This is a genomic window from Oribacterium sp. FC2011, assembly GCF_000701645.1.
Lineage (GTDB): Bacteria > Bacillota > Clostridia > Lachnospirales > Lachnospiraceae > Oribacterium.
Window position 1 is genome coordinate 42832 of sequence record NZ_JNJM01000008.1, and the last position, 16789, is coordinate 59620.

The window sequence follows — 16789 nt, forward strand, 5'->3', positions numbered from 1 at the left end:
GGCGGCTTTATTGCGAAAAAAAGAAGCCCGCCTTGGGGAGACGGGCTTACAAAAGAAGGGGTATAAAGGAAAGGACATTAGGGAATGTCCGCTTTATCAGCGTCTGATCTTTCGGATCATCGGATCGATCTGCTCGAGAGCATTATTCAAATCCTCAAATACAAAACCTTTCTTTGTGATGTTGGTCATCATATGCTGGATATCGCTTTCAACCTTGTCATAGTAAACTGCGGAATCTGCGACAGTTGAGGAAACCATATTCATGTTATTGTTGCAGTCATCAAATACCTGGAGCATTTCCTTGTTGCCGTTTGCGATATCCTCGGAAACTGCGTTAATGCTTTCAACAACGGCATCAGTTTCATTAACCTGATTCTGTGAATCCGTAATTGCGGTTCTTGTATTTATGATTGCATCCTTAAGCTTCAGGTTGTTTGAGTTAAGATTATGCATGCTGTTGTCGATGGAGCCTACTATCTCCTGGATGTTCTTTGACAGCTTATTAACCTCTGTAGCAACAACCGCAAAGCCTTTTCCTGCCTGACCTGCACGGGCTGCCTCGATGGAAGCATTGATGGCAAGAAGGTTTGTCTGGCTGGCTATCCTGTTGATGGCACTTACATTCTTGGAAATGTCAGCAAAGCTCTTCTGGAACTCCTCAAAAACCTGTTCAACAGCGGAAATGGTTTCGTAAACATCATTGGACTTCTCTCTGACCATATCCATACTGTTGTGAGATTCCTCAACAGTAGATTCCATTTTCGATATGATGGATTCAAAACGGTCAACTATTTCCTGTACTCTTGAGAACTGAGCCTGGAAATCTGTTACAGAATTTGTGATGTCATCAGACTTCTGACGAACTGCATCAAAGGAGTACTGGATGCCCTTAAGCTCGTCTGAGGTCCTGATCTCTTCGTGCTGCAAAAGGTTCTTTTGCTTTAAAGCATACTCACCTATGGCTCTTAAGCCTTCAAGCTCATGCTTCAGAGAATCGTCAGAAGCATTTGCGGGTGTGTTCATATTATAATCCTGGTTTTTTCCAAATGAAAACATCGTACACCCTCCTTATCATTCAAATACAGCAACAACCATGGTCTGGTTAACATGCTGATTGTCGAACTGCTCGCCGCCGCCAATGTTTCCGACGGATGGTCCCAGTGTTGCCATATTCGAAAGCAGTGTGTTGTAATATCCGTTTCCGGTAAACAGCAGATATCTGTAAATACAGTTAACAGATATCAACAGTTTAGGATTAGGAATATCACCAAGGATCTTTTCGCGGGTTGCCTTATTGATGGCGTCAAAATCGTTGAGCTTCAGGATGCTGACGGAGTCATTGACATTAAGTCTCTTATAAAAGGTGAGTCCGCCCTTTGGAAGAGGATCCTTCTGGGAAGCTATAAATACCTTATCTTCTACTAATCGGCCAAAAGGATGCTCAAGAGTGTTGTCGATAACCTTATCAACGGGAACACCCATTTCCTGACTGTAAACCTCTGCTATAGGTTTGTGGTCTATCTCATAAACAGCCTTCTTTGCAAGATCTACTTTTGTAACTATATGAGTCGGATGTCCCTCCATAGGACCATAGATATTCTCGGAATAAACCTTTACCCTGCCGTTAGTGTTCTTTATCAGCATATATGCGCAGGCATCGGGATAAAGCTGTCCGTTCACAGTAACGGCAGCAGTTGCGGTTGCAGCATAGCCAAGCTCTGTTCCGCCAACTACATGAATACCGCTGTCTCCAAGGGCCATATTGATGGTGGTGGTGAGACGCTCCTCGTCATTGGTGCAATACTCGATGAGAATGGTATTGTCACGGTTACCGTTGACGATGCTCATGCTTTCCTTAATGTTTACTACATCCACTGCAGGACAGGTAGAGAGATTTCTCACAACTCCGGCATGGACAACAGCTTCGCCGGTAAATGCGGTCACAATGAGGTTATGATCTGAGGACTGGGCATTGTAATAGTTGGTGCCGCTAACTCCGATGGACTGAGCATTGGGGTATTTCTTCTTTAGCAATGCTGAAATATCCTGAAGTCTGTCGTGATCTGTCATGATGATGAGACCGATAGGATCTGTTATCCCTCCGGTAGCTTCTTCTACAGCTGCTCTGACATCGCGATTCATACTGTAGCCTACTTTACTTTGCATAAGTACCTCCTGTTTATTAGGTAATGTCTATATATTTCAATGAAAAATATTGAATTCAAACTGCTGTCCATACTTTTATCGACACTTTCTTGAAAAATAATACCTTTTTAAGAAAAAAGAATTGAAAAAAGCGGATTTTTTCGAAATATTTATAGAAATAATGAAGGACAGGCTGTCACATCAATGTGAAAACCTGTCCTATATCATTTAAGAAACATCAAAACCTGTATCTCAAGCTACTGTATTAACATGTGCTCCCAGCTCAGGGTTAGCCGCCTGCTCAAGAAGCTTCATCATATTGTTGCTTGTTTCTTCTTCATTATCCAAAGCCTTTTTTAAAAGAGCAGTTCCGATATCGGAACCTACATTCCTCGTTAAGAGGCTCATAGAAGCACTTGAGATTCCTGAAATATCCACGGGAACCACCTCCTTTTCGTACACTCTAACTGATTATAACATTAAAATGACTGAGAAGGCCTGATACAAATCGAAATTTTATAATAATTTAACACTTGGTGCTTAAGTATTACAGGCTGACAGCTAAACCTTTGGAACATATTATTTTTGTGCAGATATTACTTAGCCTTGCACTCTTCTGTTATGCCGGCCTGGGAAACGATCAGGTATTTTTGCTCGCCGGAAACTGTCATAAGGGCACATATTTCAGGATCACTGTCCAATTCAGCGAGATAAACTCCATGACCAAGAGGAGTTAAAGTATAGACGTCTTTAACGCTGGATCCATTATAGCTGTAAGTTGCCGTTCCGTAGGTTCCATTTTTAAGGAGCTTTATTTTCCAGTTTGAAGCTACACCCGAATATGTTGTGTTCAAAGGTTCGGGATCATCGGTTCTCTGAGGTACATCCTCACACCATTTTCCGTTTGCATCAGTCCAGTAACCATCGGACGAGTAGTTGTTGCTTATACGCGTACCGTCAGGACCTATAAAATAGTATTTGCCCTTTGATTCTACCCAGGTATTACTTACATATTTTCCTTTGGAATCCTCATACAGTACAGCGCCATCCTCAAGGGTTTCAAATTTTCCGCCGGTCACTGCATAGGTTGTAGGATCATAGCCTGTATCGTCAGAAACAGATCCTGAGCTTCCGGACTTTCTTTGGGCAATGGAGGAATCCCAGCTTCCGTCTTTCTTTACATAGTAACCATCCGGAGTATAACCGTCGGTCATCATGTAACCATCCTTATCTATGTAATAATACTTACCTTTGCTTTCTACCCAGCAGTTTTTGACAAGGCGGCCATCCTTTTCATAGATCCATGCGCCGCTCTTCATCTTTGTCCACTGACCGCCGCTGATTGTAGGGATTGTTTCTTCCTCTTCTTCCTGCTCTTCAGATTCAGTAGTCTCCTCTTCTTCAATATCCTCTGTAAGCTTCTTTACATTGAAGTCACCACAGACGGTGATTTCGGCACCGTTCGTAGTGGCATGCATATAGTAGTATCCTGCAATAAGACTGTCGTCATCTTTTGTGCAGTAAGCACCAACGTGATCAATCTCGACTTTTGCATCCTCATCGCCTTCAAAGGCTCCTTCTGCGTCTATGCCTGCATGATAGTAGCCGTCATTGATCTCATCTACAAGGATACCGGATCTCTGCTGCTTAGTGAATTCGTCGGGGTCGCTGAAATCTGTACTATCCATTCCCATGCCGCCCATGAAATCATACTCAAGTCCCCAATCACCATCTTCATTTATGATAAGGGTGCATGGCAGAGGATTACTGAGGGCTTCTTTCCGGTTCTCCTCAAAATCTTCAGGAATGCCTTCGACATCCTCGAATCCGTCCAGGGCTGTGAGCTGGATCTCACCTTCATACTCGCCTATAAGCTCGGAGAATTCAGCATCGGTTTTTACTTTGGCTCCCGATGGTATTATTACAATGTCTTTATCATCTCCTGAGCGTTTCACAGACGATTCGGATGTAGCTTCCGTTGTTTCTTCCTTAGCAGCAGTTGTGGATTCAACGTCTGACTCAGCCACAGTCGTTGACTGGACACTGTCGGTACTTTCATTAACAACATCTTTGGGCTTGTTTTTCAGTAACAGAGCTGCCACAACTCCTATGACAACAAGACCCAGGACACCCGCACCGATAAAGGCAACTTTTGGAATACCTCCCGGATTCTTTCCGCCGCCGGGGGCTCCGAAATTATTGGGAGGATTATTGTTTCCATTAAAATTCCCATTGAAGTTCCCGTTGAAGTTCCCATTGGGAACGCCATTACCGGAACTATACGGGGCTCCGGGGCCGGGACCGTTGAAACTGCCTTGTCGGGAACCTCCATAGGTTCCCTGATTTGGATTGTTATTTATATTCTGTTGAGGAGTGCTGTTTCCAAAGGTGTTTCCGGATTGTGGAGATCCGTTAGCGGAAGCATTGTAATTTCCTGTTTTTCCGTATGTAGGGAAAGATCCCTGAGTTCCTCTGGGCTGTTCTGAAGAACCGGCAGCGTCTGTGTCTTGTGGTGATGATTCGTTGGACGCGGGAGGATTTGCGTCAGGGGAACCGTCTGTGGCTTGATTTAATGTTGCCCCGCAGGTATCACAAAATACGGAATCATCAGGAAGCTCTGCACCGCATTTAGGACAAATTATACTCATATATTACTCCTTTCGTTTAGTTATATTCTGTGAAAATGCATTCTGGTCAGTCCTATGATGATTCGGGACTATACAGATAAGTGCCCTTTTTCAATTCTCAGGGAACGGTCCGTAAGAGGTAAAAGGATTGTGGGATTATGCTCTGTCAGGATCATGGCGCATCCTTTTTCTTTTTCTTTTCTCAGAAGATGTTCTATGCATTCTCCTCCGTGGGCATCTATTCCGGCCAGAGGTTCATCCAGTAACAGATAATCATATTTTCCCATTAAAGAAACAGCCAGATTGACTCTCCTTCGCTGTCCTCCGGAGAGTCTGTCTACACGTTTTTTTTTGAAATCTGTCATTCCAAGTTCATTAATGAGATAACCGGCACGTTCTTCATTTTCCTTTCCTTTAAGGGATGACCATGCATATAGATTTTCAACAACAGTCAGTTCTTCAAAAAGGACGATTTCCTGAGGAACATAGGCCACTTTTTCTTTAGCCTGTTTACCTTTGAGCCCATCAACAGTCACTTCACCGGAATCCGGTTTCAGAACCATGGCAAGCATGCCGAGAAGAGTGCTCTTGCCGCTTCCGTTGGAACCGAGCAGTGCTATCACCTCTCCTTTTTCGAGCAGCAGGGAAGCATTATCCACTGCTGTGAAATTACCATATTTTTTAACCAGACCGTTTGCTTCAATCATATATGATACCTGTTATGTGTTTTAATGTAATGGCACATGCACATATCAATGTGCGTTTGAGCTGATTACCGGGTGATGAAATCTGTTGATCCCCTTTTTAGAAGATATTAACCATCGGTGAAAGAATATATCCCAGACGCACAAGGGCATTTCTGTTTCCCATATTTGTGAGTTCCGGATTATCTTTATCTTCCAGCATTGAGACATGAAGGGTTTCTTTCAGCATATCGAGATCATCTTCGCAATCAATACCTGATTCAGTAAGAAACATTGGTGCAGTGATCTTATCCTCCTGAAGATTTCCCCTGTCAATGCTTGTGACTATTTTTACATTTCCTTCTTCTGTTTTAAGTTCAGTTATAAATTGACCTTTTCCGTCTTTTATTTTCTGACTGATGGCACCTTTGAAAGTGTCATCTTCAAGAGGGAGCATTCCGGTATTTCCACCTGTCTCAATTGTAAAGCTTCCGCTGAGATCCCTGTCCGATCCGTTTATTTTTCCGGTTTCGTCCACAACAAATGATACATCGCCGAAAGTTATTATATTTTTAACTTTATATCCCGAATCAATGGAATATACTCCATCTTCGTAATAAAAGGCTGTTCCATCTTCGGATGGAACATCGAGAATAACCTGTTTTTCAGTACCGGTACTATAACCGCTTATATTAATACTATGTGTTTCGGAGTCTTTGGAGACACTTATAACAACTCCGACAGGATTGTTTTTGTATGAATATGTTGTTACTTTGAGGCTGGTGCTGTCATCGATTTCACTGTCTTTGAATAATTCATTTATATCGATATCATCCCCCATTGAAATACCGGCAGTAAAAAGCTTTGTCATTCCCGCCATAAGGTCTTTGGCTTCCTGACCGGACACAGCAACGCTTAATGTATCACATTGCTGAGTCTTTCCGAAAATTGTATAGTCTTCCTTGGATTTTTCGAATGCTTTTTTATCCAGTTCTTTAAGTGAATTCTCAAGGAAATCTTTTGACTCTTTATCCCAGTCGACTGTCTTTTCCGAAGACATCCCGCATAACATCAGTGTAAATCTGTCAATGGTCTGATAAGAAGCAAGTGACTTTGCACTGCTGTCATCCAACTCGTACCTTACCATAGGAGAATTTGTCTGTGCAGGAGAATAAATAAATTCATTTCCGTTATAGTACATTCCTGAGGTTCCAAGAGATGTATCTCCCATGCTTACCGATAAAGTATATGCGGTATCTCCGCTTTTGGAATCATAGCTGTATGATTGAATGAGATCAACACTTCCGTCATCGCCTGCCGCATCCGATTCTATGGTGGTTACCTTGGTCGTAGTATGTGAATTCTCTGCATCATCCATTCCGAAATGCAGCATCGCTTCAACAGGCTTGGTTCCGAAACCGGTGAACTCATCACTGAAATATCTGGTGACCATAACCACATTTTCCGAAAACTGTGTCTTTGGATCTTTAAATAATCCGGGCAGGATTTTCAGAGCAAAAAATGCTGCACCGATTATTACAGCCAAGGCAGCAACACCGGCTGCAATCATTGTTACCGGTGATTTACCCTTTCTTTCCGGATTAACCGTATCGTACGGCATCTGCTGGCCGTACATATTGGACTGCCACTGTGCATTCTGTTGGCCATACATATCAGGCTGACCTTGCATGTTCTGCTGGCCATACATGTTTTGCTGGCCATACATGTTCTGTTGGCCATAAATGTTCTGCTGATCATACATATTGGGCTGACCCTGCATGTTTTGCTGGCCGTACATATTGGACTGACCCTGCATGTTTTGCTGGCCGTACATATTGGACTGACCCTGCATGTTCTGCTGACCGTACATATTGGACTGACCCTGCATGTTCTGCTGGCCGTACATATTGGACTGCCACTGTGTATTCTGTTGGCCATACATATCAGGCTGACCCTGCATGTTCTGCTGACCATACATATTGGACTGACCCTGCATGTTTTGCTGGCCGTACATATTTGGGTCGCCCTGTGCATTCGGCTGACCATACATATTCGGCTGGCTCTGCATATTGGACTGCCACTGCGCATTCGGCTGATCCGTTGTCTGCTGCATATTATTTGTATTTTGCTCCTGTGTCATGTTTTGAAGTGGAGCTCCGCATTTGCGGCAGAATTTCTTGGTTCCGTCAACAACAGCTCCGCATTTTGGACAAGTAATTTGCATAATATCCTCCTCTATAAACGTTGTTTTCTTTTTTGTTCTTACAGATGCTCACATAAATGACTACACCCCGGGTTATCTCACCGTTCAGAAATCCGTATCTGTTTGTCACGCTGTCAGTACGTATATACCTATAAGCTCGATAAGAGGCGGCTGATATGCTTTTCCCATGAAAGCGTAGGAATTCTTTCCGTCAGTGTAAGTGGCAATGGTGATGTGTCCGTTACTTCCTTTTGTATGTACAATGACTTTCCCCATTTTGTAATCATTTTCTTCGTCGTAATTTTTGTCATCTTCGCTGATATCGTCTGTGCCGTGGCCCTGGCGGAATCTGTAGCCTTCATTTCCGTTTTTATCGGTATAAACCAGTTCAATCATGGTATCTTCAAGAGCTCTGTACTCTATATGATTGAATTGCTTTAAGCCCCTTTTTAACTTATCCGAAACTACAAGTCCCGATGCTTTTTCAGCATCCGCCAGACTGTCATAGGTTTTCCAGGTTTTTTCCTTCTCTTTTTGCGTGTCTAAAAAGGAAAAAAGTCCATCATCTTCTTTTGATTCAGTATTGGCCGGGTCACTGTTTTCGTTGTAATCTTCAACAGAATCTCCTGTTATTGCTGATGTTTCCTCAGTTTCCCATGCTTCAGTGGCTGCTTCCGGAACTCCCGTATCGCAAGCGTTCAAAAACAAAAGTGATATGATAAGTATCGAAAAAACAGAAATCCAGTGCTTATTGCGTCTTACATTTGAGGGTTTTATGGACTTATCATTTTTATGATCAATTAATTTCATACAATTCTCCCTTTATGCTTACACAATATTTTATCGACACAATTACCCTTATGATAATTATTATATCAAAAGGTTAAGATTTTCGAAATTTGTTTTCATAAAGAAATTATTTTAGTATAATCTTCCTAACTGGATGATTTGTACCGAAAGGAGAATGATTATGCGATATTCTATCGAAGGCGAGCCGATGCCGGTTGTTATCTGTGAACTTGAACCCGGAGAAGAAATGATAACCGAATCCGGTGGAATGGCCTGGATGTCACCAAATATGCAGATGTCCCAAGAGGGCGGTGGTCTCGGAAAGATGTTCGGACGCATGGTTACCGGTGAGTCCATGTTCCTTACCCACTACAGATGTGAAGGTGGTCCCGGACTCATTGCTTTTGCTTCAAGCTTTACCGGAGGCATCAGACCGGTTGAGATCGGTCCCGGCAGGGAACTTATAGCTCAAAAGAATGCATTCCTTGCTTCGACCATAGGCGTTGAACTTTCAGTATCGTTCCAGAAGAGGCTGGGAGCAGGCTTCTTTGGAGGTGAGGGTTTCATCATGCAGAGACTGTCCGGAAACGGCATTGCTTTCCTCGAACTGGACGGACATGTTAAGGAATATAACCTTGGACCGGGCCAGCAGATGGTCATCGACACAGGTTATCTTGCAGCCATGGAAGGAACCTGTACCATGGACATACAGCAGATAAAGGGAGTAAAGAACGTACTTTTCGGCGGAGAAGGTTTGTTTAATACCATAGTTACAGGGCCCGGAAAGATATGGCTCCAGACCATGCCTATACCGCAGGTTGCTTCACAGATTATTCCATACCTGCCCACCAACAGAAAGTGATTCCGGAAAACATAATTAAAGCCCGCCTTTTCGGCGGGTTTTCTGTTACTGACAAGCGCTGCCAATCCCCTTCCCCGGTGGACGGACTTTATGACACGCCATAAAAGAAAGGAACTTCAAATATGAAAGTTTTCGCATTTATTGCAGACGGCTCTGAAGAGGTTGAGTGCCTCGCAGTTGTAGACCTTTTAAGGAGAGCAAAATTTGATGTAACACTTATTTCCATAAACAAAGAAAACCGGGTTCACACTTCTCATGACATAGACATTATCACAGACACTACTATAGACAGGGTTAATGTTGACGATGCCGACATTATGTTCCTCCCGGGAGGTGGATCCGGAACCGAAAATTTTAAGGCATCAAAGGCTCTTGGCGAAATGCTGCTTAAGCATGCTGAAAAGAACAAACCGATAGCGGCTATCTGCGCTGCACCTTCGGTTATCGGGCTGCTGGGAATTCTCAAAGGCCGAAATGCTACCTGTTATCCGGGTTTTGAAGATCAGCTCATGGACGCAAACTGTGTCCATGACGGTGTTGTGACTGATGGTAATATCACAACTGCCCGTGGTCTGGGCTATGCCCTGGATCTCGGACTTAGGCTTATAGAGCTTTATAAGAGTCCGGAGGAGTCGAAAAAGATAAAGAGTGCTATACAGTACGATCAGGTATGATGATGGCCGGCTTCCGGATGCGCGAAAATCAACTTCAATTATTACTTTTTTGTGACACTTCTGTGATGCTCCCGGTGATAGAATTTTTAACATTAGGGAAACACGATTTCAAGGAAGAAAAAGTGTCTTTTCAAGGAGGAAAAAAAGAGTATTATGAGGTTCAGAAGGCTTTTTGTCAGTTACAGTATTTTGATTTTGATCATCGCATCTCTGGCTGTTATATTCAGTGATATTGAAATAAAAAAGAGAGTTATAGACAAGCAGCAGTTTATCCTGGCTGCAAAGGAAGCCGGGTTTGAAGTGACTGATGATACCGATCTCTTTGAAGGGGTAAGGGGGCTTGCCACTGCTCTGAATGCCAGCAACCGTGACAGTTCACTTACATATCAGTTTTATGTATTCGATGACCGTAACACGGCGGATGATGAGTTTGATATCTTCAGAAAGACTTTGGACAGCACTTTTGTAACCAAGGATTATTCGAGCTACATCGGACAAAATTACCTCGTTTATAAAATGGAAGGCGCAAAGGATTATCATCATCTTTGTGTAGTTGACAATACCCTCTTCTATGCAAAATCGCCCAATGAAGAAAAGCTTCAGGTAAGGGATTTTGCAAAAGAGGTTGGATATAATTGAACGATTTATAATAGTGAAATGCTCTGTGACAGCTGCCACAGAGCATTTTTTCGTGAAATCGTCTCCGACGGCCTGTTTGTCCATGATTTCGATTTTAGGAAGCCGGGGGAGCATGAGTGGTTAAAGAGGATCAGCAGGGATCTTTTTCTTAACGTCAGCTTATCTCCCATCTGACACGACTGCCTTCCTCGTCTTTTGTGACTATAAGCTGGTCTTCGATTTCCTGTTTCAACTCGGTTACATGAGATATGATACCGATCAGCTTGGAGCCGCTGGCCATTCGTTGAAGCACCCTGATGGCCTGGTCTCTTGAGTGGTCATCAAGGGAACCGAAGCCTTCGTCAATAAACATTACATCCAGGTTTATGGCAGCAGAGTTTTCCTGTATCTGGTCAGCCATTCCGAGAGCAAGGGACAGGGCTGCCATAAAGGATTCACCTCCGGACAAGGTTCGTACTTCACGTACTTTACCTGTGACTGTTGAATAAACCATGAGATCCAGTCCTCTGTTTTTGCCCTCTCCTGCCTGCTCATCTTCCACCATTCGAAGCTCGAATTGTCCTGCCGACATATCACTGAATCTCAGATTTGCGGCATAGAGTATCCTTTCAAGATAATATCTCTGTACGAAGGTTTCGATGTCCATTCTGGCACCGGTCACCTTTCCGGCAAGACGGTTGTATAGACCGTCGATCCGGTTAAAATCGGTGACAACATCGGCACGCTCCGACATCCTGGGGTTCAGGGCGTCAAAGGCCCGTTTGTTGACATTGAGCTCGTCATTCAGGATATTCAGTTCCTCCTGCCCTGCCTTCCACTTCGCTTCTGCCTCTTTTACTGACTCCGCCAATGCTTCCAGCTCCGGTTTTGGCTTATCCCCTATGGCAGTCTTTGCCGTATGGATGGCGGTTTCCGCTGAGGTTTTCTTTCGGGTGTGGTCATCTATGGACTGCTGAAGCTCTGCGACTTCTGCCTGGGTATGGCTTTCGGTAATGCTTTGCCACTCTTCTTCGGTCATTGCATTATCTGTAAGGAGGGCTTCATACTGTTTCCTTCGCTCCGAAAGCTCGTCTTTTATGGAAGGAAGATCTCCTTTGTAGCGGCTGATGAGGGCTTGGGCACCTTCTTTTTCTGCCTTTGCTTTTTGAGACTCTTTCCGGGCATCACTCAGTGCATTATCGGCAATTTCCTTTTTCTGCTTTGCCTGATCCAGTGCTTCACTGGCGGCATTTTCGGATTCATAATCCTTTTGGGCAATGAGACTCTCCAAAGCCTGCTTTTGTCCCGCAAGAGCTATCCTTTGTTCCGAAAGCTGACTGAGTGAAAGCTCCGCCTGTTTTTTAAGCACGGGTTTCTTTTCTTCAATCTCCGTAAGCTTTGACTTCAGTTTTTTGAGAGTGATGTCCTTTTCCTTCAGAGTTTTTCCTTCTTCGTTGAAGGATTTTTTTCGGTCATTAAGCTTTACCATGGCAGTTTTGATATCTGTATCTTCGGGAAGCTCCGGAATAAGTGCTTTTATTTTTGTAAGGAGTTTTTGGAGATCCTCTTCTGAGCGGGCTTTCCTTTCCGACAGAAGCTCCTTTGCGGCTTTTGCCGCTGAGGCAGCCTTTTCAGAGGTGGTTCTCAAAGCTTCATTCTTTTTTGCCAGCTCATCGATAAGTTCCCGGGTCAGCTCTTTATGTTCGTCAGAAAGCCGGCAGGGGGATGGGTGCTCAAGGGAGCCGCAAACAGGACAGGGCAGTCCGGACTTCAGCTTTTCCTTTGCAAGGAATCCCGCCTGGGCATCAAGAAAGCTGTTCTGCTTTGCCATATAGTCAGCATTATGGAGATTGAACTTTTCTCTGGCGCTAATGTAGTCTTCCTGAGCTTTTGCAAACTGTTCTGCCTGCTGATTTGCCACATTATAGGACTTTTTTGCAGTTTCGTACTCTGTGTCCAGGGCTGTGAGTTCATTGCCTTTTGCCTGCCAGCGAGCAAGCTTCTCAGGGGTATCTGAAAGCTCTTCCTCCAGCCTTCTGCATTCAGCTTCCTCTTTTTCACAGGACTTAAAAGCTTCATCTGCTTCCCGGGAAGCTTTATCAAGTTTGGAGAGACTTGTTTCTATGTTCCTGACATTTGCTTCGGCTGCTTTTATCCTGCCAAACAGTTCAAGAGACTTGGATACTCTGTCATATATCTTCGCATAGCTTCCGGTTTCCGCGGCAGCCGCCTTCTGCATATCGGTTTCATTTTGGACTGCTTTATCTTCGGCTTCGGACAGAGAAGGCAGTTTTTCTTCCTGTTCCTTAAGCTTACGTTCGGTATCATTTAAAAGATTCTGCTGATCATTGTATCTGATGAAATCTGCCTTTATGTCGTATGCCTTTTTTATATCGGAAATAAGCTTTTGTGAGCTTTCAATCTGTTCCTTTGAGGCTTCACATTCCCTCAGAGACTGCTCTGCTTCCTCAAGCTGTTTAAAGGATATGGCGATGGTCTGTCCTTCCGTAAGAGCCTTCATTTTTTTATCTCTGTCAGAGGTGAGAAGGTCGTAGGTTTCCTGCATTGATTTCTGCCTGTCATGTGTCAGTTCCAGAAGCTCCGAAAGAAGCTCCAGAAAATCCTCCATGTCCGCAACATTCATGCGGTCAGACCTTAAGATGCTTTGCTGAAGGTCCGACATTTTCTTTGCCTTAACGAAATACTCCGGCACCTTAACGTGACCTGCTTCTGTCTGGCAGGCGGTTTTTATCCTGGATATGTCTGTGAGTTTTTCTTTTTTGCGATTTCCGAGTTCATCCACCAGTTTCTGGTAAAGTTCTGTTCCGAAGAGCTTTCTGAATATGGCTTTTTTATCATCGGACTTTGCCCTGAGAAGCTCCATGAACTCCCCCTGTGCGATCATGGCCACCTGCATAAACTGACTTTTGGTGAGACCGACTATCTCCAGGAGTTTTGCATTAGCCTCTTTCTGAGGATATTCCGAGCCATCCGGCATAAGGAGGGACAGGGATTCACTGATGATCTGATCCTTTGCTCCTTTACGCTTTGCGGGGCGAAGGTGCCTTGGGATGCGTCGCACAGTATAGGTGTGCTCCTCTCCGCCTTCCAGTTCGGTAAATTCAAGCTCTACAAAGGGCTCCACATCGAAATCCACGTACTGGCTCTGCAGCTCCACACCGTCCTTTTTGTTGTTCCCGGAGCTGGCCTCGCCGTAAAGTGCAAAGACCATGGCATCAAAAATAGTTGTTTTTCCGGCACCGGTATCTCCGGTCACAAGGAAGAGGTTCTGTCTCGTGTTAGTAAAATCTATATTGGTTTTCTTTCCATAGGACCCGAAGGCCTGCATGGTTAATGTTATCGGTTTCAAAATGTTCTCTCCTGTATAGAATTGATCACATCTTTCAAAAGTGCCTGTTCTTCTTCGTCCAGATCCTTCAGAAATGAATTGCAAAGCTCAAAGGGATCCAGTGCTCGTTCAGGCTCAAAACGGTTTTTATAGTCTGCCTTTCTAAGGGTTTCCCGGCGTATCTCCAGAAGATTCGGGAAAGCGTTACGAAGCCTGTCCTGAACATCGAAAACGTCCAGGTCGACTTTGTCTTCAAGGATTACGGTTACGTAATCGTCCGAGCTTCTGGTCAAAACCTCGGACAGAGCACCTCTTATGACACGAACCTGTCTTAAAGGCTCCAGAGGCAGAATCTCCGTTCTGATGTCTCCTTTCTGCCCAAGGGTAACCTTGATGATGCCTTTCTCCTGTCCTGCTTCTGAAACCGAGCAGGCAAGAGGTGTCCCTGAGTAGCGGTAAAATTCACTGCCAACCTTCATGGGTTTATGGATATGACCAAGTGCTGCGTAGTCAAAGGGTTCCAGCAGGTCTGCATTAACCTGGTCAATGTTTCCGACGGTATGTATCTCGGAATCCATTCGTTCGATTTCTTCGGGGGACTTTCCCTGGGGAAGGTAGAACTGGTGGCTTACGAAGATGTTCCGCTCTTCTGCATTAATCTGCTCACGCTCCAGAAGTTTGTGGAGAGAGTCGTTATAGGACAGATTCAGACCGTTTTTATCAGTGCCTGTAATGTTTTTTATCATGGAGGGCTTCACAAAGGGAAGAAGGTAAAAGTTGACGGGACCAAAGGAATCTTCGATAGTAACTTTTTCGATGTGATCCTCCGGAATTACAGGCGGAGTTCCTATCATATGTATCTTCTGCCGCTCCAGAATGTTTCTGAAGATATTTACCCGCGGTGCGCTGTCATGGTTGCCGCTTATGAGCATTATTTCTGCATCGGGAGCAGCGGCTGTAAGCTTCCGTATGAAATAATCAAAAAGATCCACAGCCTCTACAGGCGGTATGGCCTTGTCGTATATGTCTCCCGCTATAATGATGGCATCCGGTTTATGTTCTTTTGCGTAGTTGATGATTTTTTCGAGAATGTATTTTTGATCTTCCAGGAGATCGTGATTTATGAGTTTGAGACCCAGATGAAGGTCGGATAAGTGGAAAAAAGTCATGTTGTGCCTCCGTATTAATTTATAGTATATCATGGATCAGAAGACGAAAAAACGGAGGTCCGATAAACGAACCTCCGTGATGTGATCGTCGGAGTGACAGGATTCGAACTTGCGACCTCTTGGTCCCTAACCAAGCGCTCTAACCAAACTGAGCTACACCCCGATATCTATATGAAAATGAAAAAGTCGGGGTGACAGGATTCGAACCTGCGACCCCCTGGTCCCAAACCAGGTGCTCTAGCCAAACTGAGCCACACCCCGAGCTAAATGACCGCTCTTTTCAAGCGACTAGTGTATTCTACAAGAATAGAGAGCTGTTGTCAACAATAAATTTGTGGAAAAATAAAATTCTAAAAGCATGGCGCCGTCAGCGCCATGCTTCTTAAGTTATTACTTGATCTCGATGTATCTCGGAGCCTCGATTCTCTTAACTTCCTTCTTGGGAAGGTCGATCTTGAGGATTCCGTCTTCGAATTTAGCTTCGATGTCCTGTGGAGTGAAGTCATCGCCTACGTAGAAGCTTCTCTGCATTGAGCCGCTGTAACGCTCGCGGCGGATAACTCTGCCCTCTTTGTCCTTCTCTTCTTTGTTGTCATTATGTGTAGCGCTTATCTTCAGGTATCCATCATTAAGCTCAAGTTTAACGTCCTCTTTCTTGTAACCCGGAAGCTCGACAGCCATTTCATAAGCCTTGTCGTTTTCCCTGATGTCGGTTCTCATCAGATTTGCAGGCTGACTGTTATGTGCAGGTCTTGAATGCAGGTCGCGATTGAAGTCGCCGAAAAAGTCATCCATAAAGTTATCACCAAAAATACTAGGCATATACAACATATCAAATTCCTCCTTTATATTCAGGCTCTTGAAGATTTGTTTTTGATTCAGTATCAACTGCGGATCAGTTGTGATCCGGGAAGATTTGAATCAGTTTCTTGTCTTTTTGAACCCCTTTTTTTGTTTACAACTAAGTTATAGTCTTATTGTTAGCACATGTCAACGGCGAGTGCTAACAAAAATTATAAACTTTTTGTAAACTTAAAAATCCCCTGCCTCCATTTGGTGGTGGAGACAAGGGATTAATTTATTTATTCCGTACTTATAGTCCATCGAATAATAAGTATCTGACACATTGTGTGTTGTTAAATCGCTAAAACATAAGCTGTAATAACGAATATGATGTATCTGATACTTAACATATGCTGGACTAGTTTGTTTTATACGGTGCTCCGCAGCTCGGACAGAAATTGCCGCCCTTGTTTTCGGTTCCGCAGTACGGACAGAACTTGGGAACCTTCAGGCCAAACTTTTGAGCTTCCTGAAGAAGCGCATTACGCTCCTGCTCAGACTCCCGCATCATTCTCTCTGCTTCTGCCTTTGCACGCTCCTGTTCTTCCGGAGTCAGCTTGTTAAAAGCTTCCTGAGCAGCCTTTTGTGCCTCTTCCATCTTCTTCGCGAGCTCCTCAGGGGTAAGAGATGCAAATGCTTTTAATCTGGCAAGTTCCTTTTCATGGTCGATTTTTTCATCTTTTTTTCCGAACAATCCCATTATTTCAGCCTCCTATGTAAATATTATCATATTTCTTTTATACAAAACCGGGTCATCGGCTTAGGGCGATCAATGTCATGAGGACAGCAATGATCGTTAACAGTATGCCGATAATTGAAGCATTCTT

At 44.0% G+C, this 16789-nt stretch carries 14 protein-coding genes and 2 tRNA genes; 3 read left to right on the forward strand and 13 right to left on the reverse strand.

The genetic code is table 11. The features are described 5' to 3' along the window. Window positions 1-96: 96 nt before the first annotated feature. From T357_RS0107875 to T357_RS0107905, 7 genes are all read right to left on the reverse strand, one after another. Window positions 97-1056 (reverse strand): methyl-accepting chemotaxis protein, encoded by a 960-nt coding sequence (locus T357_RS0107875; protein WP_031550644.1) that lies wholly within the window; start codon window positions 1054-1056, stop codon window positions 97-99. A gap of 15 nt (window positions 1057-1071) precedes the next feature. Continuing rightward, window positions 1072-2166: an FIST N-terminal domain-containing protein gene (locus tag T357_RS0107880; RefSeq protein WP_031550647.1), complete on the reverse strand. Its 1095-nt coding sequence runs from the start codon at window positions 2164-2166 to the stop codon at window positions 1072-1074. Window positions 2167-2397: 231 nt separating this feature from the next. Further along, the gene (locus T357_RS0107885) at window positions 2398-2583 is read right to left on the reverse strand and encodes a YjfB family protein (RefSeq protein ID WP_031550649.1); all 186 of its coding nucleotides are present in this window, start codon (window positions 2581-2583) and stop codon (window positions 2398-2400) included. Window positions 2584-2741: 158 nt separating this feature from the next. Beyond that, window positions 2742-4793 (reverse strand): zinc ribbon domain-containing protein, encoded by a 2052-nt coding sequence (locus T357_RS0107890; protein WP_031550652.1) that lies wholly within the window; start codon window positions 4791-4793, stop codon window positions 2742-2744. Between the two features lie 68 nt (window positions 4794-4861). After that, window positions 4862-5479, reverse strand: a complete 618-nt coding sequence (locus T357_RS0107895; protein WP_044916471.1) for an ABC transporter ATP-binding protein — start codon at window positions 5477-5479, stop codon at window positions 4862-4864. Between the two features lie 97 nt (window positions 5480-5576). Further along, complete coding sequence (locus T357_RS0107900) at window positions 5577-7679, reverse strand: zinc ribbon domain-containing protein (protein WP_031550658.1); 2103 nt, start codon at window positions 7677-7679, stop codon at window positions 5577-5579. Between the two features lie 105 nt (window positions 7680-7784). After that, entirely contained in the window at window positions 7785-8468 is a 684-nt protein-coding gene (locus tag T357_RS0107905; RefSeq protein WP_031550661.1) for a hypothetical protein, read from the reverse strand. A gap of 160 nt (window positions 8469-8628) precedes the next feature. On the opposite strand from T357_RS0107905, the gene T357_RS0107910 reads away from it, so the two are divergent. The 3 genes from T357_RS0107910 to T357_RS0107920 all read left to right on the forward strand — a co-directional run bounded on the left by T357_RS0107910 (window position 8629) and on the right by T357_RS0107920 (window position 10622). Next, window positions 8629-9309 carry a TIGR00266 family protein gene (locus T357_RS0107910; protein ID WP_031550663.1) on the forward strand — a complete coding sequence of 227 codons (681 nt, stop codon included), beginning with the start codon at window positions 8629-8631 and terminating at the stop codon, window positions 9307-9309. 122 nt (window positions 9310-9431) lie between these two features. After that, window positions 9432-9983, forward strand: coding sequence for a DJ-1 family glyoxalase III (locus tag T357_RS0107915; protein ID WP_031550666.1), 552 nt, complete (start codon window positions 9432-9434; stop codon window positions 9981-9983). Window positions 9984-10136: 153 nt separating this feature from the next. Then, complete coding sequence (locus T357_RS0107920) at window positions 10137-10622, forward strand: hypothetical protein (RefSeq protein ID WP_031550669.1); 486 nt, start codon at window positions 10137-10139, stop codon at window positions 10620-10622. Between the two features lie 154 nt (window positions 10623-10776). On the opposite strand, the gene T357_RS0107925 is transcribed toward T357_RS0107920, so the two are convergent. The 6 genes from T357_RS0107925 to T357_RS0107950 form a co-directional block, all read right to left on the reverse strand. Next, entirely contained in the window at window positions 10777-13971 is a 3195-nt protein-coding gene (locus T357_RS0107925) for an AAA family ATPase (RefSeq protein ID WP_031550671.1), read from the reverse strand. Next, entirely contained in the window at window positions 13968-15119 is a 1152-nt protein-coding gene (locus tag T357_RS0107930; RefSeq protein ID WP_031550674.1) for an exonuclease SbcCD subunit D, read from the reverse strand. The genes T357_RS0107925 and T357_RS0107930 overlap by 4 nt, the downstream gene beginning before the upstream one ends. Window positions 15120-15207: 88 nt before the next feature. Then, a tRNA-Pro gene (locus T357_RS0107935) sits at window positions 15208-15282 on the reverse strand. A 23-nt stretch (window positions 15283-15305) separates the two neighbouring features. Continuing rightward, a tRNA-Pro gene (locus T357_RS0107940) sits at window positions 15306-15380 on the reverse strand. Window positions 15381-15509: 129 nt separating this feature from the next. Beyond that, on the reverse strand, window positions 15510-15950 hold the full coding sequence (locus T357_RS0107945; RefSeq protein ID WP_031550677.1) for an Hsp20/alpha crystallin family protein: 441 nt from the start codon (window positions 15948-15950) through the stop codon (window positions 15510-15512). 370 nt (window positions 15951-16320) lie between these two features. After that, window positions 16321-16662, reverse strand: a complete 342-nt coding sequence (locus tag T357_RS0107950; RefSeq protein WP_031550680.1) for a zinc ribbon domain-containing protein — start codon at window positions 16660-16662, stop codon at window positions 16321-16323. Window positions 16663-16789: the final 127 nt, after the last annotated feature.

Coding starts and splice junctions, on each gene's coding strand:
- T357_RS0107895 (WP_044916471.1), bottom strand. CDS start 5,479: ATGATTGAAGCAAACGGTCTGGTTAAAAAATATGGTAATTTCACAGCA.
- T357_RS0107930 (WP_031550674.1), bottom strand. CDS start 15,119: ATGACTTTTTTCCACTTATCCGACCTTCATCTGGGTCTCAAACTCATA.
- T357_RS0107875 (WP_031550644.1), bottom strand. CDS start 1,056: ATGTTTTCATTTGGAAAAAACCAGGATTATAATATGAACACACCCGCA.
- T357_RS0107900 (WP_031550658.1), bottom strand. CDS start 7,679: ATGCAAATTACTTGTCCAAAATGCGGAGCTGTTGTTGACGGAACCAAG.
- T357_RS0107920 (WP_031550669.1), top strand. CDS start 10,137: ATGAGGTTCAGAAGGCTTTTTGTCAGTTACAGTATTTTGATTTTGATC.
- T357_RS0107890 (WP_031550652.1), bottom strand. CDS start 4,793: ATGAGTATAATTTGTCCTAAATGCGGTGCAGAGCTTCCTGATGATTCC.
- T357_RS0107915 (WP_031550666.1), top strand. CDS start 9,432: ATGAAAGTTTTCGCATTTATTGCAGACGGCTCTGAAGAGGTTGAGTGC.
- T357_RS0107880 (WP_031550647.1), bottom strand. CDS start 2,166: ATGCAAAGTAAAGTAGGCTACAGTATGAATCGCGATGTCAGAGCAGCT.
- T357_RS0107950 (WP_031550680.1), bottom strand. CDS start 16,662: ATGGGATTGTTCGGAAAAAAAGATGAAAAAATCGACCATGAAAAGGAA.
- T357_RS0107910 (WP_031550663.1), top strand. CDS start 8,629: ATGCGATATTCTATCGAAGGCGAGCCGATGCCGGTTGTTATCTGTGAA.
- T357_RS0107905 (WP_031550661.1), bottom strand. CDS start 8,468: ATGAAATTAATTGATCATAAAAATGATAAGTCCATAAAACCCTCAAAT.
- T357_RS0107945 (WP_031550677.1), bottom strand. CDS start 15,950: ATGTTGTATATGCCTAGTATTTTTGGTGATAACTTTATGGATGACTTT.